Below are 26,862 nucleotides of genomic sequence, written 5' to 3'. Positions count from 1 at the left end.
GGCCAGTATGCCCAAGGCCCGCCCCAGCGTCATCTGTTTCAGGCCGTGCCCGGCGGCAGGCTCAAGGGCAGCAGGCGGGCGGTGTTGCGGGCATCTTCCAGGGCTCGGTGCTGCTGCCCGGAAAACTGCAGGCCGGCCAGTTGCAGGGCACTGTTCAGCCCCGCCGGGCGCTGCAGGTGGCGGGCCTTGGCGAAACGTTGCTTGAGGTTGATATGCGGCAGTTGCTCCAGCAGGCTGCGCACATGGTGCAGTTGCCACTCCTGCAGCAGTTGCTTGCGGTCGTAGTCGCCCCAGCTGACCCACGCCTGCAACTGCGCCTGGTGCGGCTGCAGCCATTGTTCGAACTGGCGCCAGACCAGGTCGAATTTCTCCGCGCCATCGACGTCGGCCTGGGTGATGTGGGTCAGTTCGCAGCAGAAAGGCGTCAATTGCGGCCGGCGCCTGGGGCGCACGAAACGCTGGAAGTGATCGACCTCGCGCCCTTCGCGGGTGACCAGGCTTGCGCCGATTTCAATGATTTCCATCTCCGTGACCGGCCAGCCGCCGTCGTCGGTGGTGGCTTCCAGGTCGATCACCAACCAGTGGCCCATGCCAGGCTCCCCTTCAATGCACAAAGGCCGGCGCGCTGATCTCAGCGGGCCGGCCGGTAGAGCGTAGCCAAAGTCGAGAGCCACGGCATCCCCTGGCACTTTGGCATATTCGGCGGTTGTGCCCATGTGGGAAAACGCCTAGTTTAGGCGCATTCAGGCCCCTACCCGTGATGAGTGTCTCGACTTGATCCCACTGCCCAGCGTCAAGATTTCCTCTTCCCTGCTGTTGTTCGTTGCGGTAGCGCTGGGTGGTGCGGCGCGGGCCGACGAGGTGCTGGAAGTGAAGATCGGGGCGGCGCACTTTCCTCCGTATACCGTGCGCCCCGAGCAGGGCGCCGATACCGGTTTGCTGCCGCAATTGGTCGAGGCGTTGAACCGTTTGCAGTCCCGGCACCGTTTCGTCCTGGTGCCCACCTCGATTCCCCGGCGCTTTGGCGACTTCCAGCAAGGCCGCACCGACATGGCGATCTTCGAGAACCCGCAATGGGGCTGGCAGGAGATTGCCCACAAGACCGTGGACATGGGGCTGGAGGATGCCGAGGTGTTCGTCAGCCGTCAGCAGGCCGGGCGTGACCAGCACTACTTCGATGACCTCGAAGGCAAGCGCCTGGCGCTGTTCAATGGCTACCACTACGCCTTCGCCGATTTCAATCCGGACCCGGCCTGGTTGAAGAAACGCTACAGGGCGACCCTGACCTATTCCCACGACAGCAACCTGAACATGGTCGAGCGTGGGCGTGCGGACATCGCCCTGGTCACCCGTTCGTACCTCAGCGATTTCCTCAAGCGCAACCCGGACAGTGCCGGCCAGTTGCTGGCCTCGCAACGGGTCGACCAGGTCTACCATCACTACGCGCTACTGCGCCCAGGGGCGTCCATCAGCCCCGAGGCGTTCGCCAGCCTGTTGCGCCAGCTGCGGGAAAACGGCGAACTGCTGCGGATCTTCCAGCCTTACCAGATCACCGTCGAAGCGCCGCACGACTAGGGTCAGTTCATACAGAGCCTAAATTTCGGCAAGGCCGTCGCGTATTCAGTATGGAGTGGGCAGGCTGTTGCAGTGCCCAAGGCAAACGCGCCCCTGTTGGAGCGGGCTTGCCTCGCGATGACGGCCTCAGCCCAGGCGGCTGCTCTTGCGGCAATGGATCAGCGCATCGCGGATCATGAAGTTGACCAGCGTCGGCGAGACCCCGAGCTCCTTGGCGATGTCCTTCTGCGGCACGCCATGCAGGCGGTACATCTCGAAGGCGTAGCGGGTGCGTTTGGGCAGTTCGTCGAGGGCGTCGGCGATGTGTTCAAGGGTGGCGAGGTTGATATGGGTGGCCTCGGGCGAGGCGTTCTGGATGACCACGTTCATCCCTTCCTCCTCGCTGCCGGAGTACCTGAGTTCCATGGCCTGCTTGCGGTAGTGATCGATGGCCAGGTTGCGCACGATCTGGAACAGGTAGCTGAGCTGAGCCTTGAACGATGAGGTGATCTGCGGGGCGGCGCTGAGCCTGAAGAAGGCATCCTGCACCACATCCTCGGCGCGTGAGCGGCAGCCGGTGATGCGGGCTGCGATCTTGACCAGGATGCTGCGGTTGTCGACGAATGCCTGGAGTAATGGTGAATCGCACTTACTTGTGGATAGTTGTTCCGCCATGGAAATCACCTTGTCTCAGAGAGGAGAGGGAGCGCACCTCTTAAGGAGGCTTCCTACGACGTGCGACAAACTATTCGTAATGATAATGATTGTCAAATACGAAAGTTAATGAGTTTCTATCCATTTTGGTTCTAAGCTTCAGCCTGTGAAACGCTTCAACATTTGCCTCTGCGTCAGGCCTTTGCGGCCTTCCCGCCGGACCTAATTTCTTCCCCCGCCCATCCGTTCCCCTGTGTACATCTCGGCTGCCGAACACTGCCCGCCTGTCGTGCGCGGGCCAGTCAGGCGCGACTCACCCAGACACTGGCAGGAACATTCCATGACGGACGCCTTCGAACTCCCGCACTCGCTGGTCCAGGCCCTGGCGCAACGCGCCGCCCAGACCCCGGAGCGCATCGCCTTGCGCTTCCTCGCCGATGCGCCCGGCGAGCAGGCGGTGCTCAGTTACCGAGACCTCGACCAGCGCGCCCGGACCATTGCCGCGGCGTTGCAGGCCAGGGCCGGGTTTGGCGAGCGTGCCATCCTGTTGTTTCCCAGTGGGCCGGACTATGTCGCGGCTTTCTTCGGTTGCCTGTACGCCGGGGTGATTGCCGTGCCGGCCTACCCGCCGGAGTCTTCGCGCCAGCACCATCAGGAACGCCTGCTGTCGATCATCGACGACGCCGAGCCGCGCCTGCTGCTGACGGTAGAGGCGCTGTGTGACAGTTTGCAGGGCCTCGAAGCCCTGGCTGGTGCCAACGCCCCGGGCCTGCTGGCGGTGGACCGCCTGGATCCGCAGCTGGCCGCGCAGTGGCGCGAGCCGGTGCTGGAAGGCAGCGACATCGCCTTCCTGCAATACACCTCAGGCTCCACCGCGCTGCCCAAGGGCGTGCAGGTCAGCCACGGCAACCTGGTGGCCAACGAACAGCTGATCCGCCACGGTTTCGGCATCGACCTGAACCCGGACGACGTGATCGTCAGTTGGCTGCCGCTGTACCACGACATGGGCCTGATCGGTGGCCTGCTGCAGCCGATCTTCAGTGGCGTACCCTGCGTGCTGATGTCGCCGGGCTATTTCCTCGCCCGGCCATTGCGCTGGCTGCAGGCGATCAGCGAGTACGGCGGCACCATCAGTGGCGGCCCGGACTTCGCCTACCGGCTGTGCAGCGAGCGGGTCAGCGAGGCCGCGCTCGCCGGCCTGGACCTGAGCCGCTGGCGCGTGGCCTATTCGGGCTCCGAGCCGATCCGCCAGGACAGTCTCGATACCTTCGCTGAAAAGTTTGCCGCCTGCGGCTTCACCGCCAGCAGCTTCTTCGCCAGCTATGGCCTGGCCGAGGCCACCCTGTTCGTCAGCGGCAGCCGCCGTGGCCAGGGTATCGGCGCGCTGGAACTGGATGCCGAGGCCTTTGCCGCCAACCGCGCCGAGCCCGGCCAGGGTAGCGTGCTGATGAGCTGCGGCTACCCGCAGCCGGGCCACGCGGTGTGCATCGTCGACCCGCAGCGCCTGGAGGTGCTGGAGGACAACCGGGTCGGCGAGATCTGGGCCGGCGGCCCGAGCATCGCCCTGGGTTACTGGCGCAACCCCGAGGCCAGCGCCCGGACCTTTGTCGAGCGTGATGGCCAGACCTGGCTGCGTACCGGCGATCTCGGCTTCATGCGCGATGGCGAAGTGTTCGTCACCGGGCGCCTGAAGGACATGCTTATCGTCCGTGGCCAGAATATCTACCCGCAGGACCTGGAAAAGACCCTGGAGCGTGAGGTCGATGTGCTGCGCAAGGGCCGGGTGGCGGTGTTCGCCGTCGACGACCAGGGCGAGGAGGGCATCGGCGTGGCGGTGGAGATCAGCCGCAATGTGCAGAAGGCGCACACGCCCGAGGCGCTGATCAATACCCTGCGCCGGGTCATTGCCGATGCCTGTCGCCAGGCGCCGGCCGTGGTGTTGCTGCTCAACCCAGGCGCCTTGCCCAAGACCTCCAGCGGCAAGCTGCAGCGCTCGGCCTGTCGCCTGCGCATGAACGACGGCAGCCTGGATATCTATGCGCGGTTCCCGACGGCGCAAACGGCGCAGGGCAATGGCGTGGCCGGTGACGACCTGCAGGCACGGATCGCGGGTATCTGGCGTGAACTGCTCAAGGTCGAGGCGGTGGCGGCGGACGACCACTTCCTGCTGCTGGGCGGCAACTCCATCGCGGCCACCCAGGTGACCGCGCGCCTGGGCGACGAACTGGGCATTCAGCTCAGCCTGCGCACCCTGTTCGAAGCACCGACCCTGGCCGAATACAGCGCCGCCGTGGCGGCCGTCCTCGCCGAAGGTGGCAGCGCCGCCGGCGCCATCGAAACCCAGGCTCGCGACCAGGCCCTGCCGCAGTCACTGGCACAGAACCGCCTGTGGCTGTTGTGGCAGCTGGAGCCGCAGTCCGCCGCCTACAACATCCCCGCCGGCCTGCACCTGCGCGGCGAGCTGGATGTCGCGGCGCTGCAGGCCAGCTTCCAGGCCCTGGTGGCACGCCATGAATCCCTGCGCACGCTGTTCGACGAAGTCGACGGCCAGGCCGTGCAACGCATCCTGCCGAGCCAGGCGTTCACCCTGCGTCATCTGGACCTCGAAGGGCAGTCTCCCGCCGAGGTGGCCGCGCGCCGCGAGGATGAGGCGCAGCAGCCGTTCGATCTGCGCCAGGGCCCGCTCCTGCGGGTGACCCTGGCCCGTCTGGACGACGAAGAGCACCAGCTGTGGGTGACCCTGCACCACATCGTCGCCGACGGCTGGTCGCTGAACATCCTGCTGGATGAGTTCGCTCGCCTGTACGCCGCCCAGGACCAGGCCGCGCAACTGCCCGAACTGACGCTGGGCTACGCCGACTACGGCCAGTGGCAGCGCCAGTGGCTGGCCGATGGCGAAAGCGCCCGCCAGCTCGATTACTGGAAGAACAAGCTGGATGACGAACTGCCGGTGCTCGACCTGTGCACCGACCAGCCCCGCGCCAGCCAGCAGCACACCCGCGCTGCGCGCCACAGCCTCAAGGTACCTGCGGCACTGACCGGCGCCCTCAAGGACCTGGCCCGCGAGCAGCAGGCCAGCCTGTTCATGGTCCTGCTGGCCGGCTGGCAGGCCGTGCTGCATCGCTACAGCGGCCAGGGTGACATTCGCGTCGGCGTGCCCAACGCCAACCGCCCGCGCCTGGAAACCCAGGGCATGGTCGGCTTCTTCATCAACACCCAGGTGCTGCGCGCCGAGCTCGACGGCCGCCTGCCGTTCGCCGGGCTGCTGGCCCAGGCGCGCCAGGCCACCCTGGAGGCCCAGGCCCATCAGGACCTGCCCTTCGAGCAACTGCTCGAGGCGCTGCCGCAGGCACGTGAACAAGGCCTGTTCCAGGTCATGTTCAACCACCAGCAACGCGACCTGTCGGCCTTGCGCCGCCTGCCCGGCCTGCTGGCCGAAGAGCTGCCGTGGCACAGCCGTGAAGCCAAGTTCGACCTGCAGTTGCACAGCGAGGAAGACCACCAGGGCCGCCTGACGCTGGCCTTCGACTACGCCGCCGGGTTGTTCGAGGCGGCCACCGTCAAGCGCCTGGCCAGCCATCTGCTGGCCTTGCTCGAGCAGGTCTGCGCCGAACCGCAGCTGGCCATTGGCGAGGTGCGCCTGCTCGACGAGCACAGCCAGGCGCAACTGCTCGAGTGGGGCCAGGCGCCCATGGCGAGCGCGCCGCGCCTGCTGGTCGAGCAACTCAACGAACAGGCGCGCCTGAGCCCCGAGCGCACCGCGCTGGTGTGGGAGGGCGGTCAGCTTGGCTATGCCGAGCTGCACCAGCAGGCCAACCGCCTGGCGCACTACCTGCGCGACAAGGGCGTCGGTCCCGACACTTGCGTGGCGATTGCCCTGGAGCGTTCGCCGCAGCTGCTGGTCGGCCTGCTGGCCATTCTCAAGGCCGGTGGCGCCTACGTGCCGCTGGACACCGACTACCCGGCCGAGCGCCTGGCCTACATGCTCGGTGATTGCCAGGCCGGCCTGTTGCTCAGCCACAGCAGCCTGCTCGACAAACTGCCGCAGGTCGAAGGCGTGAGCGCCATCGCCCTCGACCAGTTGCACCTGGACAGCTGGCCAAGCCAGGCCCCCGGCCTGCACCTGCATGGCGACAACCTCGCCTATGTGATCTACACCTCCGGTTCCACCGGCCAGCCCAAGGGCGTGGGCAACACCCATGCCGCACTGGCCGAGCGCCTGCAGTGGATGCAGGCCAGCTATGCGCTGGATGACAGCGACGTGCTGATGCAGAAGGCGCCGATCAGTTTCGACGTGTCGGTGTGGGAGTGCTTCTGGCCGCTGGTCACCGGTTGCAAGCTGGTCCTGGCCGGCCCCGGCGAACATCGCGATCCGCAGCGCATCGCCCAACTGATCCAGCAACACGCGGTGACCACGCTGCACTTCGTGCCACCGTTGCTGCAGGTGTTCGTCCAGGAACCGTTGGCCGTCGGCTGCACCAGCCTGCGCCGGTTGTTCTCCGGTGGCGAGGCGTTGTCCGCCGCCTTGCGTGACCGCGTGCTGCAACTGCTGCCACAGGTACAACTGCACAACCGCTACGGCCCGACCGAAACCGCGATCAACGTCACCCACTGGCACTGCCAGGCGAATGATGGCGAGCGCTCGCCCATCGGCCGCCCGCTGGGCAACGTGCTGTGCCGGGTGCTGGACGATGAGTTCGAGTTGACCGCGCCGGGCGTGCCCGGCGAGCTGTGCCTGGGGGGCGCGGGCCTGGCTCGCGGCTACCTCGGCCGCCCGGGGCTGACCGCCGAGCGCTTCGTGCCGCAGCCCGATGGCGACGGCGCACGGCTGTACCGCAGCGGCGACCGCGCCCGCTGGCATGTGCAGAGCCAAGCCCTGGATTACCTGGGGCGCCTCGACCAGCAGGTCAAGGTGCGTGGCTTCCGCGTCGAGCCGGAGGAGGTGCAGGCGGTGCTGCTGGCCGAGCTGGGTGTCGCCCAGGCACTGGTGCTGATTCACAAGGATGCTGTCGGTGCCCAGCTGGTGGGCTATTACAGCGGTGTCGAGCAGACCGAGGCGCTGCTGGCTGCTTTGGCCGAGCGCCTGCCGGCCTACATGGTGCCGGCACAGCTCATCCATCTTGCGCAGCTGCCCCTGGGGCCGAGCGGCAAGGTCGATCGCAAGGCGCTGCCGGCCCCGGTCTGGCAGCAACGTGAACATGTCGAGCCGCAAAGCGCGTTGCAACAACAGGTCGCGGCGATCTGGCGCGAGGTGCTGGGCCGGCCGCAGGTTGGCTTGCAGGATGACTTCTTCGCCCTTGGTGGCCACTCCTTGCTGGCCACCCAGATCGTCTCGCGCACCCGCCAGGCGCTGGATGTCGAGTTGCCGCTCAAGGCCTTGTTCGAGGCCAGCGAGCTGGGCGCGTTCTGCGCCGAGATTGCCCGTCTGCAGGACAGCGGCGCACGCAACCTGCAAGGCGCCATCGCCCGTGTCGACCGCCGCCAGGCGGTGCCGCTGTCGTACTCGCAGCAGCGCATGTGGTTCCTCTGGCAGATGGATCCGCACAGCCCCGCCTACAACGTCGGCGGCATGGCGCGTTTCCAGGGCCTGCTGCATGTGGACGCCTTCGAGCGCGCACTGCAGGCGTTGATCGTGCGTCACGAAACCCTGCGCACCACCTTCCCCAGCATCGACGGCAAGCCTTACCAGTGCGTGGCCGATGACAGCCACGTGCAACTGCACTGGCATGACTTCAGCACCCTGGCCGACGAGGCCCGCCAGCAACGCCTGCAACAACTGGCCGATGACCAGGCGCACCAGCCGTTCGACCTGGAGCGCGGCCCGCTGTTGCGCGCCTGTCTGGTCAAGGCCGGCGAGCGCGAGCACTACTTCGTCCTGACCCTGCACCATATCGTCACCGAAGGCTGGGCCATGGACATCTTCGCCCGTGAACTGGGCGAGCTGTACGAGGCCTTCGTCGACGAGCGCGAGTCGCCGCTGGCGCCGCTGCCGGTGCAGTACCTCGATTACAGCGTGTGGCAGCGCCAGTGGCTGGAAAGCGGCGAGGGCGATCGCCAGCTGGCTTACTGGAAGGACCGCCTGGGCGATGAGCATCCGGTGCTGGCGCTGCCCGCCGATCGCCCACGCCCGGCGGTGCAGAGCCACCGCGGCGAGCTGTACCGCTTCGACCTGGATCCGGCGCTGGTCAAGCGCGTGCACGCCTTCAACAGCCAGCGCGGCCTGACCCTGTTCATGACCATGACCGCCACCCTGGCCGCGTTGCTGCACCGCTACAGCGGCCAGCGCGACCTGCGCATCGGCGCGCCGGTGGCCAACCGCATTCGCCCGGAAAGCGAGGGGCTGATCGGCGCCTTCCTCAACACCCAGGTGCTGCGTTGCGAACTGGACGGGCAAATGAGCGCCGGCGCGTTGCTCGACCAGGTGCGCCAGACCATCATCGATGGCCAGTCGCACCAGGACCTGCCGTTCGAGCAACTGGTCGAAGCCCTGCAGCCGCCGCGCTCGAGCGCCTACAACCCGCTGTTCCAGGTGATGTGCAACGTGCAGCGCTGGGCCTTCCAGCAGAGCCGTGAACTGGTGGGCATGCAGGTGGATTACCTGGTCAACGACGCCAGCGCCACCAAGTTCGACCTGTACCTGGAGGTCACCGACCTCGACGGCCGCCTGGGCTGCTGCTTCACCTACAGCCGCGACCTGTTCGATGAGCCGCGCATCGCGCGCATGGCCGAGCACTGGCAGCAGCTGCTGGTGGCGCTGATCGACGATCCGCAGCAGCGCCTGTGCGAACTGCCGATGCTGGCTGACGCCGAGCAGCAGGTGCTGATCGGCCAGCTGCAGGGCGAGCAGGACTTCGCGCTGGACCAGACGCTGCATGGGCTGTTCGCTGCCCAGGCTGAGCGGACCCCGCAGGCCCTGGCCCTGACCTTCGCCGGCCAGCACCTGAGCTACGCCGAGCTCGACCAGCAGGCCAACCGCCTGGCCCGCGCCCTGCGCGAGCGCGGCGTCGGCCCGCAGGTGCGGGTGGGCCTCGCGCTGGAGCGATCGCTGGAGATGGTGGTCGGCCTGCTGGCCATCCTCAAGGCCGGTGGCGCCTACGTGCCGCTGGACCCGGAATACCCGCTCGACCGCCTGCGCTACATGATCGAGGACAGTCGCCTCGGCCTGCTGATCGGCCAGCGGGCGTTGCTCGACACCCTAGGCGAACTGCCGCCGGGCGTTGCCCGCTGGAGCCTGGAGGACGATGCCGCGAGCCTGTCCGCCTACAGCGACGCCGCCCTGGACAACCTCAACCTGCCGCAGCACCAGGCCTACCTGATCTACACCTCCGGCTCCACCGGCAAGCCCAAGGGCGTGGTGGTCAGCCACGGTGAAATCGCCATGCACTGCAAGGCGGTGATCGCCGAGTTCGGCATGCGCAGCGACGACTGCGAGCTGCACTTCTATTCGATCAACTTCGACGCCGCCAGCGAGCGCCTGCTGGTGCCGCTGCTGTGCGGTGCCCGCGTCGTGCTGCGTGCCCAGGGCCAGTGGGGCGCCGAGGAGATCTGCCAACTGGTGCGTGAGCAGCAAGTCAGCGTGCTCGGTTTCACCCCGAGCTACGGCAGCCAGCTGGCCCAGTACCTTGCCGGGCAGGGCGAGCAATTGCCGGTGCGCCTGGTGATCACCGGTGGCGAGGCCTTGACCGGCGAGCACCTGCAACGCATCCGCCAGGCCTTTGCGCCGCAACAGTTCTTCAACGCCTACGGCCCGACCGAAACGGTGGTGATGCCACTGGCCTGCCTGGCGCCGGAGCAGATACCTGTCGATGCCGGCAGCGTGCCGATCGGCCGGGTCATCGGTGCCCGCACCGCCTATATCCTTGACGAGGACCTGGCGCTGCTGCCGCAAGGCGGCATCGGTGAACTGTACGTCGGCGGTGCCGGCCTGGCCCAGGGCTACCACGACCGTCCGGGCCTGAGCGCCGAGCGTTTCGTCGCCGACCCGTTCAGCCATGCTGGCGGTCGCCTGTACCGTACCGGCGATCTGGTGCGCCTGCGCGCCGATGGCCTGGTGGAGTATGTCGGGCGGGCAGACCAGCAGGTGAAGATCCGTGGCTTCCGTATCGAGCTGGGCGAGATCGAGAGTCGCCTGCAGGAGCACGCCGACGTCGAGGAGGCGGTGGTCCTGGCCCTCGACCTGCCGGGTGGCAAGCAACTGGTGGGTTACCTGGTGTGCCCACAGGCGAGCGCCGACGGCGAGGCCCAGGCCCTGCTGCGCGAGGCGGTCAAGGCCGATGCCCGCCAGCACCTGCCCGACTACATGGTGCCGGCGCACCTGGTGCTGCTCGACAGCTTGCCGCTGATGGGCAACGGTAAGCTCGACCGCCGCGCATTGCCGGCCCCGGATCTGGAGCAGGCGCGTCAGCACTACCAGGCCCCAGCCAACGAGCTGGAAAGCCAGCTGGCGCAGATCTGGCGCGAGGTGCTCAACCTGCCGCGCATCGGCGTGCAGGACAACTTCTTCGAACTGGGCGGCGACTCGATCCTGTCGATCCAGGTGGTCAGCCGTGCCCGTCAGCTGGGGCTGCAGTTCACCCCGCGTGACCTGTTCCAGCACCAGACCATCCAGACCCTGGCGGCAGTGGTGACCCGCAGCGAGGCGCCGAGCGCGATCGAGCAGGGCGCACGTCAGGGCAGCGCCGGCCTGACGCCGATCCAGCACTGGTTCTTCGACAGCGAAGTGCCGCAGCCGCAGCACTGGAACCAGGCGGTGCTGCTGCAGGCGCGCCAGCCGTTGCAGGCCGAGGCGCTGGAGCGGGCTTTGGCCGCGCTGGTGCAACACCACGACAGCCTGCGCCTGCGCTTTGGCCAGGCCAACGGCCGCTGGCAGGCCGAGTACGCCCAGCCGAGCACCCAGCCGTTGCTGTGGACCGCGACCGTGAGCGATTTCGAGGACTGTCAGGCGCTGTATACCGATGTGCAGCGCAGCCTCGACCTTGCCGAGGGGCCGCTGCTGCGCGCCTTGCTGGTCAGCGATGACCAGGGCGTCCAGCGCCTGCTGCTGGCGATCCATCACCTGGTGGTCGATGGCGTGTCCTGGCGCGTCCTGCTGGAAGACCTGCAGGCGCTGTACCGCGGTGAAACCCTGGCCGCCAAGACCCACGCCATGGGCGACTGGGCGGCGCGCCTGGCCAGCTACGCCGGCAGTGATTCGCTGCGCGACGAGCTGGACTGGTGGGAAGCGCAACTGGGCAACGCCCGTCGCGAACTGCCCTGCGATCATCCCCAGGGCGGCAACCTGCACCGCCATGCCCGCAGCCTTGCCATCGACCTGAACGTGGAACAGACCCGCCAGCTGCTGCAACAGGCGCCGGCGGCCTACCACACCCAGGTCAACGACCTGCTGCTGACCGCCCTGGCGCGCACGCTGTGCCACTGGAGCGGCGACGAGCAGGTGCTGGTGCAGCTGGAAGGCCATGGCCGCGATGGTCTGTTCGAGGACATGGACCTGACCCGCAGCGTCGGCTGGTTCACCAACGCCTACCCACTGAGCCTGAGCCCCGTAATGGCCGAGGGCGAAGTTGGCCGCGCCGCGTCGATCAAGCACATCAAGGAACAACTGCGCCAGGTGCCGCACAAAGGCCAGGGCTACGGTGTGCTGCGCTACCTGGCCGACGAGGCCGGGCGTGAGCGCATGGCCGCCTTGCCCCAGGCCCGGATCACCTTCAACTACCTCGGCCAGTTCGACCAGCAGTTCGACCAGGCGGCACTGTTCCAGCCGCTGGATGCACCGGCGGGCCTGGCCCATGACCTGGATGCGCCGCTGCCGAACTGGCTGAGCGTCGATGGCCAGGTCTATGGCGGCGCGCTGCAACTGCGCTGGAGCTTCAGTGCCGAGCGCTATGACGAGGCGACCATCGCCCGCTTGGCCGAGGCCTATCGCCAGGAGCTGCTGGCGTTGGTCGCCCACTGCCTGGCGGACGGCAACGGCAGCTTCACCCCTTCGGACTTCCCCCTGGCGCAACTGACCCAGGAGCAGATCGACACGCTGCCGATCCCGGCCGCCGAGATCGAGGACGTCTACCCGCTGACGCCGATGCAGGAAGGCCTGCTGCTGCACACCCTGCTCGAGCCGGGCACCGGCATCTACTACATGCAGGACCGCTACCGCATCAACAGCGCCCTCGACCCCGAGCGCTTCGCCCAGGCCTGGCAGGCAGTGGTGGCGCGCCACGAGGCATTGCGCGCCTCGTTCAGCTGGAACGCCGGCGAAGCGATGCTGCAGATCATCCACAAACCCGGCAAGACCGCGGTGGACTACCAGGACTGGCGCGGCCTTGACGAGCATGCCCAGGAAGCGCGCCTGCAAGCGCTGCACAAGGAGGAGCGCGAGGCCGGCTTCGAGCTGTTGCGCGAAGCACCGTTCCACCTGCGCCTGGTGCGTGTGGACGATGCGCGTTACTGGTTCATGATGAGCAACCACCACATCCTCATCGATGCCTGGTGCCGCTCGCTGCTGATGAACGACTTCTTCGAGATCTACCAGGCCCTGGGCGAAGGGCGCCAGGCCCAGTTGCCGGTGCCGCCGCGCTACCGCGACTACATCGGCTGGCTGCAGCGCCAGGATCTGGACGAGGCGCGCCAGTGGTGGCAGGCCAACCTGGCCGGCTTCGAGCGCGCCACGGCGATCCCCAGCGACCGTCCGCTGCGCCATGACCATGCCGGTGACGGTATGGTCGTGGGCGACTGCTACACCCGCCTGCAAGTGAGCGAGGGCGCCCGCCTGCGTGAACTGGCCCAGGCTCACCAGCTGACGGTCAACACCTTCGCCCAGGCGGCCTGGGCCCTGACCCTGGCGCGCTACAGCGGCGATCGCGACGTGGTATTCGGCGTCACCGTGGCCGGGCGTCCGGTGAGCATGCCGCAGATGCAGCGCACGGTCGGCCTGTTCATCAACAGCATCGCCCTGCGCGTGCAGTTGCCGCAGCCGGGCGAGCGCAGCAGCGTGCGCCAGTGGCTGCAGGGCTTGCTCGATCGCAACATGCAGTTGCGTGAATACGAGTACCTGCCGCTGGTGGCGATCCAGGAATGCAGCGAACTGCCCAAGGGCCAGCCGCTGTTCGACAGTCTGTTCGTGTTCGAGAACGCCCCGGTGGAAACGGCGGTGCTCGACCACGCCCAGCACCTGGACGCCAGCTCCGACTCGGGCCGGACCCACACCAACTTCCCGCTGACCGCGGTGTGCTACCCGGGCGATGACCTGGGCCTGCACCTGTCGTTCGACCAGCGCTACTTCGACTACCCGACCGTCGAGCGCCTGCTCGCCGAATTCAAGCGCCTGCTGCTGGCGCTGGTCGAGGGCTTTGAGGGCGAGGTCGGCGAGCTGCCGCTGCTGGGGGCCGACGAACAACGTTTCCTGCTCGAGGACTGCAACCGCACCGAGCATGCCTATGCGCTGGAGCAGAGCTACGTCGAGCTGTTCGAGGCGCGGGTGGCCGCGCATCTGCAGCGCACCGTCGCCCGTTGCGAGACGGCCGCTTACGACTATGCGGGCCTGAACGTGGCGGCCAACCGGCTGGGTCATGCTTTGGTTGCGGCTGGCGTGGCCATCGACCAACCGGTGGCGCTGCTGGCCGAGCGCGGCCTGGCGCTGCTGGGCATGATCGTCGGCAGCTTCAAGGCCGGCGCCGGCTACCTGCCGCTGGATCCGGGCCTGCCGGCGGCGCGCCTGCAACGCATCGTCGAGCTGAGCCGCACGCCGGTACTGGTGTGCAGCGCGGCCTGCGCCGAGCAGGCGCGCCAGCTGCTCGATGAAGTGGCGGGCGCGGCGCGGCCGAAGCTGCTGGTCTGGGAAGACGTGCAGGCAAGCAACGTGGCCAGCCATAACCTTGGCATCCACAGCGCGCCGGACAACCTTGCCTACGTGATCTACACCTCCGGCTCCACCGGCTTGCCCAAGGGCGTGATGGTCGAGCAGCGCGGCATGCTCAACAACCAGCTGAGCAAGGTGCCGTACCTGGCCCTGGACGAGCAGGACGTGATTGCCCAGACCGCCTCGCAGAGCTTTGACATCTCGGTGTGGCAGTTCCTCGCCGCGCCGCTGTTCGGGGCCCGCGTGGAGATCGTGCCGAACGCCATCGCCCATGATCCGCAAGGCCTGCTGAGCCATGTGCAGGCCACCGGCATCACCGTGCTGGAGAGTGTGCCGTCGCTGATCCAGGGCATGCTGGCCAACGATCACCAGGCCCTAGATGGCCTGCGCTGGATGCTGCCGACCGGCGAGGCCATGCCGCCCGAGCTGGCCGGCCAGTGGCTGCAGCGCTACCCGGCCATCGGCCTGGTCAACGCCTACGGCCCGGCGGAGTGCTCGGACGACGTGGCGTTCTTCCGCGTCGATGCCGCCTCGACCCAGGGCAGCTACCTGCCGATCGGCACGCCGACCGACAACAACCGTCTGTACCTGCTCGGCGAGGACCAGACCCTGGTGCCGCTGGGCGCAGTGGGCGAGCTGTGCGTCGCTGGTACCGGTGTGGGCCGTGGCTATGTCGGCGATCCGCTGCGCACCGCCCAGGCCTTCATTCCGCATCCGTACGGTGCGCCCGGTGAGCGCCTGTACCGCACCGGCGACCTGGCGCGGCGCCGTCCGGATGGCGTGCTGGAGTACGTTGGGCGCATCGACCATCAGGTGAAGATCCGCGGCTACCGCATCGAACTGGGCGAGATCGAGGCGCGCCTGCACGAACAGCCGGAGCTGCGCGATGCCGCGGTGGGCGTGCAGGAGGGCGTCAACGGCAAGCACCTGGTCGGCTACCTGGTGGCGCACCAGGGCGTCAGTGCCGACGCCGCGCTGCTCGACCAGCTCAAGCAGCGCCTGCGCGCCGAGTTGCCGGAGTACATGGTGCCGCTGCACTGGGGCTGGTTCGACAGCCTGCCGCACAACGCCAACGGCAAGCTTGACCGCAAGGCGCTGCCGGCCATCGATATCGGTGGCCAGCACAGCCAGGCCTACCTGGCACCGCGCAACGAGCTTGAAGAGACCCTCGCCGGGATCTGGGCCGATGTGCTCAAGGCCGAGCGGGTGGGTGTGCGCGACAACTTCTTCGAGCTGGGCGGGCATTCGCTGCTGGCAACGCAGATCGCCTCGCGGGTGCAGAAGGCCCTGCAGTTGAACGTGCCGCTGCGGGCGATGTTCGAGTGCAGCACGGTGGAAGAGCTGGCGGACTATGTGCGCGGGCTGCAGGACAGCGCGCTGGATGACGCCAAGGTCGATCGGCTGAGCGACCTGATGGCCGAGCTGGAGGCGTTGTAACGGTCATCGCGGGGCAAGTCGCATCGGCTCTGTGCCGCTTGCCCCGCGATGGTTTTCAGCGTTTGCCGAGGATCTTCCCGAGCATCTCCGGCCGCGGCGCGCCTTGCTGGCTCTGCAGCTGCCCCTGCTCGTCCTGATAGAAGATCGCCGGGGTTGCCGCCAGGCCCAGTTCTTCCATCAGCGCCAGGTTCGCCTCGAGCTTCTTCTGCACCGCCTCCGGCACCTTGTCCAGTGCCTTGAGCGTGCTGGCCTTGCCGGCCTTCTCGTGTTCCTGCAAGGCCTTGGCCGGGTCCTTGGCCGCGAGCAGCGCGGCGGACTTGCCCGGGCTGTCCTCGCGGATGATGCCGACCATGATGTGGCGCAGCTGCACCTTGCCCGATTCGACCCAAGGCCGGGCCTGTTGCCAGAACATGTTGCAGTAGGGGCAGTTGGGGTCGCTGAACAGGTAGACGGTACGCGGCGCGTCGACCTTGCCGTCCTGGATCCAGGCGGTCTTTTCCATTTTCGCCCACACGGCCTTGCTCATCGGTGCGTACACCAGTTTTTCCAGCGGCTCGGCACTGAGGTCCTTGCCTTGCTCGTCGAACAGGCTGCCGACCAGGACGTGCTTGCCGTCGGGGGTGAGGTACAGGGCGATGCCGTTGTTGTGATACTCGGCGGCATAGCCGCGCAGCCCGTTGGGGGCGTCGAAGCTGCCCTTGATCACGGCGCCCTTGGCCTGCAGTTGCTGGATCGCCTTGGGCAGCTCCTCGGCTTGCAGCGTGGGTGTGGCGAGCAGGGCGAGGGTCAGGGGCAGCAGCGCATTCAATCGCATGTCAGTTTCCTTGTGGGGCGGGCGCATTGGCGCGTTCGAAGGGTTCCAGGGCGTGGCGCAGGCTGGCGCGCGACAGTTCGCCCAGGTGGCTGCCGACCAGCCGCCCTTCGGCGTTGTAGAACAGGGTGGTGGGCAGGGCCATGGAGCCGACCTTGCGGGCCAGCTCGCCGGTGCCGTCGAACAGCACGTTGGAGAGGGTCAGGCCGGTGGTGGCCATGAAGGTGCTGACGTTCTCGGGGGTCTCACCCTGGTTGACGAACAGGAAGGTCACGTGGGGATAGTCGTCCTCGGCCTGTTGCAGCACCGGCATCTCGCGGCGGCAGGGTGGGCACCAGGTGGCCCAGATGTTGATCACCAGCGGCCGGCCGCGGTAGTCGTGCAGGGCCACTGCCTGGCCACGGCTGTCGCGCAGGCTCATGTCGGGCAGCTCGGTGCCCTTGCTGTAGAGGTGGCTGGCCAGGCTGGCGAGCCCCCAGAACAGGGCGCCGCTGAACAGCGCCCAGCCCAGCGGGCGGCGCAGGCCTGGGCGGCGCCAGCCTTGCCACAGGGTGCCGAGGACGATGCCCAGCAGCCCGCCCCAGAGCAGGAAGCCGCCGTCGCGGATATCGATGATCTGCAGCGGGTCGTCACGGTACATCGGCCAGTAGGCGAGGACAAAACCCAGGCGGGCGAACAGCAAGCCCAGCAGGAACAGGTTGAACAGCGCCGACTCGGGGTTTTCGCCGCCGCGCCTTGCGACCCGCCAGCCGACCAGGCTGGCGATGCCCAGTGCGGCAAGCAGCAGCAGGTGGTTGAGGGCCATGGTCAGCGGCCCGAGGGTGATGGTGAGCATCAGCCTTGGCTCCTGGTCTGGGCCCAGTGCTGGAGGAACCCGGCGGCGTCGATTTCACCGGTGATGCGGCGGGCGCGACGTTCCTCGCCCTCCGGGCCGACCCAGATCAGGCTGGGCGGGCCCGGGACCTGGTAGCGTTGCAGCAGCTCGCGGCTGGCCGGGGAGTCGGCGGTCACATCCAGGCGCAGCAGGTGCACATCGTCAAGGCTGGCCTGGACATCGGCACGGGCGAACACCTGCTTCTCCATGACTTTGCACGACACGCACCAGTCGGCGTAATAGTCCACCAGCACCCATTGGCCACGGGCTTTGGCGGCATCGAGTTCACGTTGCAGCTCGGCCGGTGCGCTGACGGTGACAAAGGCGTCGTGGCCGCTGGCGGGGGCCGCGGCCGTGCTCTTGCCGGCAAAAGGCTGCAAAGGCTGCCACACATCGTTGCCACCGGCTGCGGCGCCCACCAGCAGCAGGCCACCCCACAGCGCGCCCAGCAGGGGGATCGCACGCAAGGCGGGCAAACGCTGCAGGGCAGGCCAGGCGGCCCAGCCCAGGGCAATCAACCAGGCGCCAGCCAGGGCCAGTACCAGCGTTTCCGGCAACAGGCCGCGCACGGTGTACAGGGCCATGGCCAGGAACACGAAGCCAAACAAGCCCTTGACCAGGTTCATCCAGGCGCCCGGGCGTGGCAGGTAGCGATTGCCCAGGGTGACTAGCAGCAACAGCGGGACACCCATGCCCAGGCCGAGGGCGAACAGCACCAGTGCCCCTTGCAGCACGTCGCCGCTCTGGGCGATGAACAGCAGCGCGCCGGCCAGTGGCGCGGTCATGCAGGGGCCCAGCAGCAAGCCCGACAGGGCGCCCAGCAGCGCCGCGCCATACAGGTTGCCGCCACGGGTGCCTTGGCCGGCGCGGTCCAGGCGGTCACGCAGGGCGGCTGGCAGTTGCAGTTCGAAAGCGCCGAACATCGGCAGGGCGAGCAGCACGAACAGCCCCGCCAGGCTACCCAGCAGCCAGGGTTGTTGCAGCCAGGCCTGCAGGCTGGCGCCCAGCAGCGCGGCGATCACGCCGAGTGCGGCGTACACCAGGGCCATGCTCAACACATAGACGCCGGCCAGCCACCAGCCACGCCGAGCGCTGGCGCCATTGCCCAGGACCAGCCCGGCGAGGATCGGCAGCATCGGCAGCGAGCAGGGGGTGAAGGCCAGCAGCAGGCCCAGGCCGAAGAAGGCCAGCAGGCTCCAGGCCAGGCTGTCCTGCTGCAGGGTGCCGGCCAGGGCCTGGTCGCTGGCCTGGTCGGCAGCCGGCGTTGCCGCAGCCGCCCCGCCAAGGGCGATCGGGGTGGTCTGCGGCGGATAACATAGCCCTGCGTCCGCACAGCCTTGCCAGCCCAGGCGCAGTTCACCGCTGGCGCTGGCCGGCAGCAGCAGCTCGAGTTCGGTGCGGTAGACCGCGCTGTCACCGAAGAACTCGTCGTGGTGGTTCTCGGCCTGGGGCAGGGGTGGGTGCTGCTCGGGGGGCAGGCCGTCGAACTTCAGGCGTTTCTGATAAAGGTAGTAGCCGTCCTTGATCTGGAAATGCAGGCGCATCTGGCCGTTTTCCAGACGGTCGTGGGTCAGCACGAAGGCTTCGTTCACCGGCAGGAAGTCCGGTTTGACCGCGAACGGGTTGGCCTGTAGGGGGCCGGCGAGCAGGAATGTCAGGAAAAGCAGGAGAACACGCATGTCGACGCCTTGGCAGAACTTTGAAGAAGGCCATGCTGGCCTTGGGTTATTAACTGAAGGTTAAGCTGATCCTGGGATCGTCGTTGGGAGCGTTGCAGCGCCCGATGCTATCAGCCCGACGAACGTCGCCAAACCGGTTCATAATCCCCCCTTAATGATCAACCTGTGCAATGCCATCTTCCCTACCCAGGAGCTCCCCCATGCACGTTCTGCTCTGCGAGGACGACGACCTGATCGCCAGCGGCATCTGCGCCGGCCTCTCGGCCCAAGGCCTGACCGTGGACCGGGTGGCCAGCGCCTCGCAGGCACGACAGATGCTGCAGACCGCCAAGTTCGACGTGATGATCCTTGACCTGGGCCTGCCCGACGAAGACGGCCTGAAGCTGCTGCGCCGCCTGCGCCAGCAGGGCGAGATCCTGCCAGTGCTGGTGCTCACCGCCCGTGACGCGGTCACCGACCGGGTCGATGGCCTGCAGGCCGGTGCCGACGATTACCTGCTCAAACCCTTCGACCTGCGCGAACTGGCCGCCCGCCTGCACACCCTGCTGCGCCGGGTGGCCGGGCGGGCAGTGAACGTGATCGAGCATGGCCCGCTGCGCTACGACCCCAGCAGTTGCGAGGCGAGCCTGGCTGGCCGGCCACTGGACCTGTCGCGGCGCGAGCAGGCGCTGCTCCAGGCGTTGCTGCAGAACCCGGGGCGCGTGCTCTCCAGCGAGCAGCTCAAGGACTGCGTCTATGGCTTCGGCGACGAAGTCGAGAGCAATGCGCTGAACGTGCACATCCACCATCTGCGGCGCAAGCTGGGCAACAGCATCGTCGAGACCGTGCGCGGCCTGGGTTACCGCCTGGGCCCGGCCCAGGCGCCGGAGGAGGCCGCATCATGAGCCTGCGGGTACGCCTGTCGCTGATCCTCGGCAGCGTGTTCATCGTCATCTGGGTGCTGGCGGCAGCGTGGATGCTGCGTGACCTGCGCCAGCAGATGATGTTCTCCCTCGACCAGCGGCTGGTGGCCTCGGCACGCATGGTCGCGGGGCTGATCGACCAATTGCCGCAGCCGCTGACCGCCAAGGGCCAGGATGCGCATTTCTCCGCCGACCAGTTCAGCGTGCCGGATGGCATGGCCTGCCAGGTCAGCTCGTTGCGCGGCGAGATCCTCGCCAGCAACCACAAGCACGATGGCGCCATGGACGACGAGCGCAGCGGGTTCCGTGACCAGACCATCGATGGCGCCTCATGGCGTACCTTCACCTACAACCATGGCGACGTGCGTATCACCACCGCCGATCGTCACCAGGAGCGCGAGGCGCTGAACCAGTCGATCCTGCTGGCGGCCTCGGCACCGGTGCTCATGGCCCTGCTGGGCAGCCTGGGGTTGTTGTGGATCGGCCTGGGCAAAGGCCTGGAACCGCTCAATCGCATGCGCGATGCCTTGCGCAGGCGCCGCGCCGACAGTGTCGAACCCTTGCAGGTGGCCGGGTTGCCCAGCGAGCTGCAACCGTTGCTCGATACCCAGAACCAGCTGTTCCTGCGCATCGCCCAGACCCTCGAGCGCGAACGCCGCCTGACCGACGACGCCGCCCACGAACTGCGCAGCCCGTTGACCGCGATCAAGACCCACCTGCAGGTGGCGCGCATGACCGACGGCGCGGTGCGCGAACAAGCCCTGGAGCACGCCGAGCAGGGTACCGACCGCATGCACCGCACGTTGGAGCAGTTGCTGATGCTGGCGCGGGTCGAGGGCAGCCTGTCGTTCGATGACGGCGTGCAGTGCAGTGCCGCCCAGGTTGCCCGGCAGGCCATCGAGGATGCCGGTGGCGGCGACAACCGGCGCATTCACCTGCATCTGCCCGAGGAGGCGGCCAAGGTCTACCTGAGCATGCCGGCGCCGCTGGCGGTGGCGGCACTGCGCAACCTGCTGGACAACGCCCTGCGCCATGGCGGCGATGCCGCCGTGGAGCTGGATGTGCAGGCACAGGACGGCCAGGTGGATTTCCTCGTCCGCGACCATGGCCCGGGTATCGCGCAGGGCGATCTCGAACACTTGACCGAGCGCTTCTGGCGCAACGGCCAGAGCGGTGGCTGCGGCCTGGGGCTGGCGATCGTCCAGGCCATCGTCCAGCGCTGTGCCGGCAGCCTGCGTTTCGACAGCCAGGCCGATGGCTTGCGGGTGCGCCTGCAGGTGCCGGCGCGCTCAGGGAGTTGATCCGCAACAAATCCGACGGCAACCGCTAAATCCGCACCTCGCTGAAGCGTTTTTCAAGCGATAAGAACCCGACACACATCCGGTTACAGGGCGCGTGGCGGGCACATTCGCTTGCTTGCGAGGGATTTTCCGATGTCGACCGCTTCCAGCCTTGCCCAGGTGCTGCCGGCCACCGCGCCGCGCCCGCTGTACGAATTCGAGGACTCACCCCTGCTGCTGCGCCAGCAACAGCAGGAGTCCAACGCCCGCAGCTACCCGCGGCGCATCCCGCTGGCGCTCAAGCGCGCCCGTGGCCTGTACGTCGAGGACGTCGAGGGCCGCCAGTTCATCGACTGCCTGGCCGGTGCCGGTACGCTGGCTTTGGGCCACAACCATCCGGTGGTGATCGACGCCATCCAGCGCGTGCTGGCCGACGAGCTGCCACTGCATACCCTGGACCTGACCACGCCGGTCAAGGACCAGTTCGTCCAGGACCTGTTCGGCCTGTTGCCCGAGGGCCTGCGCGGCGAAGCCAAGATCCAGTTCTGCGGCCCGACCGGTACCGATGCGGTGGAGGCCGCGCTCAAGCTGGTGCGTACCGTGACCGGGCGCAGCACCGTGCTGGCGTTCCAGGGCGCCTACCATGGCATGACCCAGGGCGCCCTGAGCCTCATGGGCAGCCTGGGGCCGAAAAAGCCACTTGGCGCGCTGCTGAACAATGGCGTGCAGTTCCTGCCTTACCCCTATGACTACCGTTGCCCGTTCGGCCTGGGTGGCGAGGCGGGCGTGCGCGCCAACCTGCACTACCTGGAAAACCTGCTGAACGACCCCGAAGCCGGGGTGGCGCTGCCGGCGGCGGTGATCGTCGAGGTGGTGCAGGGCGAGGGCGGTGTGATCCCTGCCGATATCGAGTGGCTGCGCGGGCTGCGCCGGATCACCGAGCAGGCTGGGGTGGCGCTGATCGTCGACGAGATCCAGAGCGGCTTCGCCCGCACCGGCAAGATGTTCGCCTTCGAGCACGCCGGCATCGTGCCTGACGTGGTCACCCTGTCCAAGGCCATCGGCGGCAGCCTGCCGCTGGCGGTGATGGTCTACCGCGACTGGCTCGACCAGTGGTCGCCGGGCGCCCATGCCGGCACCTTCCGTGGCAATCAGATGGCCATGGCGGCGGGCTCTGCGGTGATGAAGTACCTGGTCGAGCACCGCCTGTGCGAGCACGCCGAGGCCATGGGCCAGCGCCTGCGCGGGCACCTGCAGCGGTTGCAGCAGGACTATCCGCAACTCGGCGACATTCGTGGCCGTGGCTTGATGCTGGGCGTGGAGCTGGTGGACCCGGCGGGCAAGCGCGACGCGCAGGGGCATCCGCCGGCATGCCGCAGCCTGGCGCCGAAGGTACAGCGCGAGTGCCTGCGCCGCGGCCTGATTCTCGAGCTGGGCGGCCGCCATGGTGCTGTGGTGCGCTTCCTGCCGCCGTTGATCATCAGTGCCGAGCAGATCGATGAAGTGGCCGCCAGATTTGCCGAAGCCGTCGCGGCGGCGGTCAAGGCCGGTTGATGTTCCGGGGCTGCGTTCAGCCCCTTCGTCTATTGCTGGTCAGCGCCCCATCGCCGGCAAGCCGGCGATGGGGCGCAAGCGCCCCTGTTCATGTTCAGTCGAACACGCGCCCGGCGCGCCAGTAGCCCATCAGCGTCAGGCTTTCTCGCGGCAGTCCGCGCTCCTTGATCAGGTAGCGGCGGATATCCATGACAGTCCCCGATTCTCCGGCGATCCAGGCATGGAAGTCGCCGTGTTCGCCGCAGGCCTGTTCCCACAGGATGCTTTCGTCGATATCCACGTCTTCCAGCTCGACCGTCGACGCGCCACGCAGCGCTGGCAGGCTGGCCAGCTCGCGCACGGCGTGCTGCATGCCTTGGCCGTGCTCGCTGCGCAGCAGGTCGCGTGGCAGCCAGTGCAGGCGGGTGGCCGGGCTCTGGCGCAGGTCGAGACAGTCGGCTTCCAACGGGACTTCGATGAAGGCTTCCACTGCCAGCTCCGGCGCGGTCGTGGCCAGTTGTTCGAGGATGCCGGCAATCGCCGGCAGGGCGGTTTCGTCGCCGATCAGCAGAATGCGCCGGGCGCTGCGTGGCGGCTTCCATTCATAGCCGCCGGGGTCGTCGGCATACGCCAGGTTGGGTGCGACCATCTGCAGGCGGTCGCCGACGCGGGCATGGGTGGCCCAGGCCGAGGCGGGGCCATTGACGCCGTGCAGGACAAAGTCCACATCCACCTCCAGCGCCTCGCGGCGCAGGGCGCGGATGGTGTAGGTGCGCATGGGCGGCATGTCTTGCGCCGGCAGTTCGCGCCGCGCCTGCTGCCATTGCGCGTGCTTGGGCAGGTTGGATGGCGCGCCGGCGGGTGTCGGGAACAGCAACTTCACACGCTGGTCGGGGGCCAAAGTGGTCATCTGCGCGACGTCCTCGCCGGTGAAGACGAAGCGCGTCAGTGAGGGGCTCAGGGGTTCGATGGCCTTGAGGTCGAGGTCGAAGAGCCGGTAGGGCGTGGCCTGGGCAGCAGGTGCCAGGCGGGCAAGCGGGGAGGTCATGGGCATGCCTCTGTCAGCGGGAGATACCCATCAGACGAGCGCACTGCGCGGTTAATTAGCCGGGGTGTGCCGCGCCTAAATTTCCCTGGCCCGCCTACGTTCTAGCTTGGATAGCAGTCGCGGCACGCGAAGACGGATTGAGGCGCAATGACAATTTCCCGACGAGGATTCATCGCCGGCCTGGCTGTGGCGGGCGCCACAGGCACGGCGGCCTATTACGCGCACAAGCAACTGACCCATGATCCCGAGGACGACATCGTCACGCCTGGGGAAGCCAGCGTCGAGCTGGCCGACTACGCAGGCCAGATGCTCGCGGACCAACTGCGCGGCGTCTGGGAAATCCGCTTCGAGGGTGCCGAGCGCGGCCTGGATGGGCTGCCCGAGCAAGGTGTCGAGATGTTCCTCGACGTCGCCACCAAGGGGCGTGGCCTGCGCGGTTTCGTCGATACCGGCGAGCGCTTGCGTGGGGCTGGCGAGCCGGCCTACCGGGTGCTGGGCGACCTGGTCGGCGCCAGCAGCGCGCAGGTGCGCTGGCGCCTGGTCAACCAGCATGGCGGGCCGGGCTATGAGTGCGTGGCCAGTCTGGACGAAGTCTGGGCCGAGTTCGCCAATGCCGGCAGCGGCACCCTGACCGGGCGCGTGCAGCGTCTGGATCGGCCGCTGACCCTGCCGGTGCCCGACAGCCGCTTCGTCGCGGTCAAGCGGTTGTTCCCCGAGGCCCGTGAGCGCCTGCCGTACACCCCCGAGATGCTGGCCTGGGTGGTCGGTGCCGAACACCGCTTGTTCCATCAGCTCTGGCATGCCACCCGTGACCAGTGGCACAAGTTGCCGCAGAACAAGCAGGACGCCCTGCGTGGCCTGGGCTGGCAGCCCGGGCCAAGGGACCATGAGCGCGATGCCCGTGGCCCGCGCAAGCACCGCAATGGCTCGGGTATCGATTTCCTGTTCATGCACCGGCATATGCTGATGTATGCGCGCACCTTGCAGGACTTGCCCTCCTGGCAGCGCTTCCCGCTGCCGCAGCCGAGCGTCGAGTTCGACCGCGCAGGTTTTGCCCGTTATTTCGACAACCACGACGGCTACTGTGTGCCGCCGACCTGGCAGGCGCCGGGCGACGAGGCCTATGGCCAGTGGGTCGGGGCGATCAAGGCCGGCGAAACCTATTGCAGTAACTTCCAGGTGTGGGAGTCGCAGTACCAGGACCCGTTGTACCTGTCGAAGCTGACCCTTGGGGCCTTCGGTTCGGAACTGGAGATGAACCTGCACGACTGGCTGCACATGTGCTGGGCGTCGGTGCCGCGTGATCCGAACAATGGCGCGCCGGTGCCGTTCGCCCGTGACCAGGCCGACTTTGCCGCGCGCTGGTTCGAGCCCGAGAACGATTTTCTCGGCGACCCGTTCTCGTCCCATGTCAATCCGGTGTTCTGGGGTTTCCATGGTTGGATCGACGACCGCATCGACGACTGGTTCCGTGCCCATGAACGCTATCACCCCGGCCAGGTACGGCGCCTGGAGGTCAATGGCGTGCCCTGGTTCGCCCCGGGCCGCTGGGTCGAAGCCGGCGACCCGTGGCTGGGCCCGGACACCCATGGCTGCAGCACGCAGCCAGGCATGCGCCTGGGCAAGTCGGTGGAGATGGACGTGGAGACCATGAAGCTGGCCCTGCGTATCACGTTCGGTAACGAAGAAAAGCTGGATAGCCTGCTGCGCAAGGTGCCGCAACGCCCCTGGTACGCGCGCCACCTGTCACTGAAGAACATCGTGCCCTGATGCACCCCATGCCCCTGCAAGCGCGGGCAAACCCGCGCCTGCAGGGATTTGTCGCGTGCCCTACAGCTTGACCGGCGCCTGCCAGCCCCCACCCAATGCCTTGTACAGCGCCACGCTGCCCTGCAACTGCTCCAGGCGCAGCTGCGCCTGCTGGTCCTGGGCCAGATACAGCGTGCGCTGGGTTTCGAGCACCGTCAGCAGGGTCTCGGCGCCAGCGGCGTAACGTTGCTGGGCCAGGTCGAAGGCGATGCGTGCCTGCTCCACCTCCTGGTCCTGCCAGCGGCGCTGGCGCTCAACACCGGCGATGGCGTTCAAGGCTTTTTCCACATCCGCGAAGCCCGCCAGGATGCTGCCGCGGTACAGCTCCAGCAATTCCTCCTGTTCGGCGCTGGCCTGGTCCCGTGCGGCGCTGAGGCGACCGTTGTTGAAGATCGGCGCGGCGAGGCCGGCAGTCAGGGTGTAGTAGGGGCTGTCGAAGACATTGGGCAGGGTGCGCGCACCGCTGCCCAGGTTCGCACCGAGTATCAGGCGAGGCAGCATGGCCGCCCGGGCCACCTGGATGTTGGCGCTGGCGGCCGCCAGGCGCGCCTCCGCTGCGGCGATGTCCGGCCGCCGGCCGAGCAGTTCGCTGGGCACGCCGCTGCCAATGCTCGGCCACTGTACGTTGCCGATCATTTCGCGATTGTCGGGCAGGGCCTGCACCGGGTCGCCCAGCAGGGTGGCGAGGACGATGCGGTTGTCCTGGCGACGCTGTTCGAGCAACGGCAGCTGGCGTTCCTGGGCCGCCACCAGGCTGCGCTGCTGGGCCAGTTCCAGGCGGGTGGCCGAGCCAGAACGTTCGCGGGCTTCGACCAGGCCCAGCACGTCGCGGGCATTGTCCAGGTTGAGCCGGGCGATGCGCAGTTGCTCGTCGAGTGCCAGGCCTTGCAGGTAGCTGTCGGCCACGGCGCTGACCAGGGTCAGCTCGACGGTCTGGCGATCGAAACGGCTGGCATCCAGGCTGCGCAGCGCGCTGTCACGGGTGGCGCGCAGGCCGCCCCAGAAATCGATCTCGTAGCTGGCGCTCAGGCGGGTGCCGAACGAGGTGCTGGTGCGCTCGCTGCTGCTGGCGTCGAGCTGGCTGTTGCCTTCACCGCGCAACAGGCGCTGGCGGCTGCCATCCAGGCCGAGCTGTACTTCTGGCAGTAATGGCGCGCCGGCGATCACCGCGAGGGCCTGGGCCTTGCGCACCCGCGCCGCCGCCGCCGCCAGATCGTGGCTGTTCGAGCGCGCGCGTTCGACCAGCCGGTCCAGTTCCTGGCTGGCAAAGGCGCGCCACCACTGGTTGTCCGGCAGGGCCTGGTTGGCGCTGGTCGGCCCTTGCCAGGCCGGCGGGGCGTCGATGTTCGCCGCAGGTGGCGGCGGGGTGCTGCAGGCGGCCAGGCCAAGGCTCAGGGCCAGCAAGCTGATACGGCAGGGGATCGTCATGG

At 67.7% G+C, this 26,862-nt stretch carries 13 protein-coding genes; 6 read left to right on the top strand and 7 right to left on the bottom strand.

Annotated features, from left to right (window positions below):
• Window positions 1–38: 38 nt before the first annotated feature.
• Entirely contained in the window at window positions 39–590 is a 552-nt protein-coding gene (locus tag AAHK21_RS05165) for an exonuclease domain-containing protein (RefSeq protein WP_046856460.1), read from the bottom strand.
• Window positions 591–774: 184 nt separating this feature from the next.
• On the opposite strand from AAHK21_RS05165, the gene AAHK21_RS05160 reads away from it, so the two are divergent.
• Entirely contained in the window at window positions 775–1,575 is an 801-nt protein-coding gene (locus AAHK21_RS05160; RefSeq protein WP_367856632.1) for a substrate-binding periplasmic protein, read from the top strand.
• 126 nt (window positions 1,576–1,701) lie between these two features.
• Here AAHK21_RS05160 and AAHK21_RS05155 read toward each other — a convergent pair whose 3' ends face one another.
• The gene (locus tag AAHK21_RS05155; protein WP_046856458.1) at window positions 1,702–2,229 is read right to left on the bottom strand and encodes an RNA polymerase factor sigma-70; all 528 of its coding nucleotides are present in this window, start codon (window positions 2,227–2,229) and stop codon (window positions 1,702–1,704) included.
• 319 nt (window positions 2,230–2,548) lie between these two features.
• Between AAHK21_RS05155 and AAHK21_RS05150 the strand changes: the two genes are divergently transcribed.
• On the top strand, window positions 2,549–15,496 hold the full coding sequence (locus tag AAHK21_RS05150) for a non-ribosomal peptide synthetase (protein WP_367856631.1): 12,948 nt from the start codon (window positions 2,549–2,551) through the stop codon (window positions 15,494–15,496).
• Window positions 15,497–15,551: 55 nt separating this feature from the next.
• On the opposite strand, the gene dsbG is transcribed toward AAHK21_RS05150, so the two are convergent.
• Genes dsbG through dsbD form a run of 3 tightly spaced genes read right to left on the bottom strand, consistent with a single transcriptional unit; the run spans window position 15,552 to window position 18,860 of the window.
• A complete protein-coding gene (gene dsbG, locus AAHK21_RS05145; protein ID WP_367856630.1) occupies window positions 15,552–16,310 on the bottom strand; it encodes a thiol:disulfide interchange protein DsbG in 759 nt (252 codons plus the stop codon).
• 1 nt (window position 16,311) lies between these two features.
• A complete protein-coding gene (locus AAHK21_RS05140; RefSeq protein ID WP_094010582.1) occupies window positions 16,312–17,142 on the bottom strand; it encodes a TlpA disulfide reductase family protein in 831 nt (276 codons plus the stop codon).
• Complete coding sequence (gene dsbD / locus AAHK21_RS05135; protein ID WP_367856629.1) at window positions 17,142–18,860, bottom strand: protein-disulfide reductase DsbD; 1,719 nt, start codon at window positions 18,858–18,860, stop codon at window positions 17,142–17,144. The genes AAHK21_RS05140 and dsbD overlap by 1 nt, the downstream gene beginning before the upstream one ends.
• 200 nt (window positions 18,861–19,060) lie before the next feature.
• Here dsbD and AAHK21_RS05130 point away from each other — a divergent pair, with 200 nt between their 5' ends.
• The 3 genes from AAHK21_RS05130 to AAHK21_RS05120 all read left to right on the top strand — a co-directional run bounded on the left by AAHK21_RS05130 (window position 19,061) and on the right by AAHK21_RS05120 (window position 22,596).
• Window positions 19,061–19,744 (top strand): response regulator transcription factor, encoded by a 684-nt coding sequence (locus AAHK21_RS05130; protein ID WP_046856453.1) that lies wholly within the window; start codon window positions 19,061–19,063, stop codon window positions 19,742–19,744.
• Window positions 19,741–21,063: an ATP-binding protein gene (locus AAHK21_RS05125; protein WP_367856628.1), complete on the top strand. Its 1,323-nt coding sequence runs from the start codon at window positions 19,741–19,743 to the stop codon at window positions 21,061–21,063. Before AAHK21_RS05130 ends, AAHK21_RS05125 begins: the two co-directional genes overlap by 4 nt.
• Window positions 21,064–21,195: 132 nt before the next feature.
• On the top strand, window positions 21,196–22,596 hold the full coding sequence (locus AAHK21_RS05120; protein ID WP_102683108.1) for an aspartate aminotransferase family protein: 1,401 nt from the start codon (window positions 21,196–21,198) through the stop codon (window positions 22,594–22,596).
• Window positions 22,597–22,690: 94 nt separating this feature from the next.
• Here the strand turns inward: AAHK21_RS05120 and AAHK21_RS05115 are convergent, their stop codons facing one another.
• Window positions 22,691–23,623: a siderophore-interacting protein gene (locus AAHK21_RS05115; protein ID WP_367856627.1), complete on the bottom strand. Its 933-nt coding sequence runs from the start codon at window positions 23,621–23,623 to the stop codon at window positions 22,691–22,693.
• 147 nt (window positions 23,624–23,770) lie between these two features.
• On the opposite strand from AAHK21_RS05115, the gene AAHK21_RS05110 reads away from it, so the two are divergent.
• A complete protein-coding gene (locus AAHK21_RS05110; RefSeq protein ID WP_367856626.1) occupies window positions 23,771–25,393 on the top strand; it encodes a twin-arginine translocation signal domain-containing protein in 1,623 nt (540 codons plus the stop codon).
• A 60-nt stretch (window positions 25,394–25,453) separates the two neighbouring features.
• Here AAHK21_RS05110 and AAHK21_RS05105 read toward each other — a convergent pair whose 3' ends face one another.
• Window positions 25,454–26,860, bottom strand: a complete 1,407-nt coding sequence (locus tag AAHK21_RS05105) for an efflux transporter outer membrane subunit (protein ID WP_367856625.1) — start codon at window positions 26,858–26,860, stop codon at window positions 25,454–25,456.
• Window positions 26,861–26,862 lie beyond the last annotated feature (2 nt).

This window comes from Pseudomonas sp. TE50-2 (assembly GCF_040813665.1).
Taxonomy (GTDB): domain Bacteria; phylum Pseudomonadota; class Gammaproteobacteria; order Pseudomonadales; family Pseudomonadaceae; genus Aquipseudomonas; species Aquipseudomonas soli.
The sequence above is the reverse complement of the archived record's forward strand: the minus strand, read 5'-3'. Positions and strand labels throughout refer to the sequence as shown.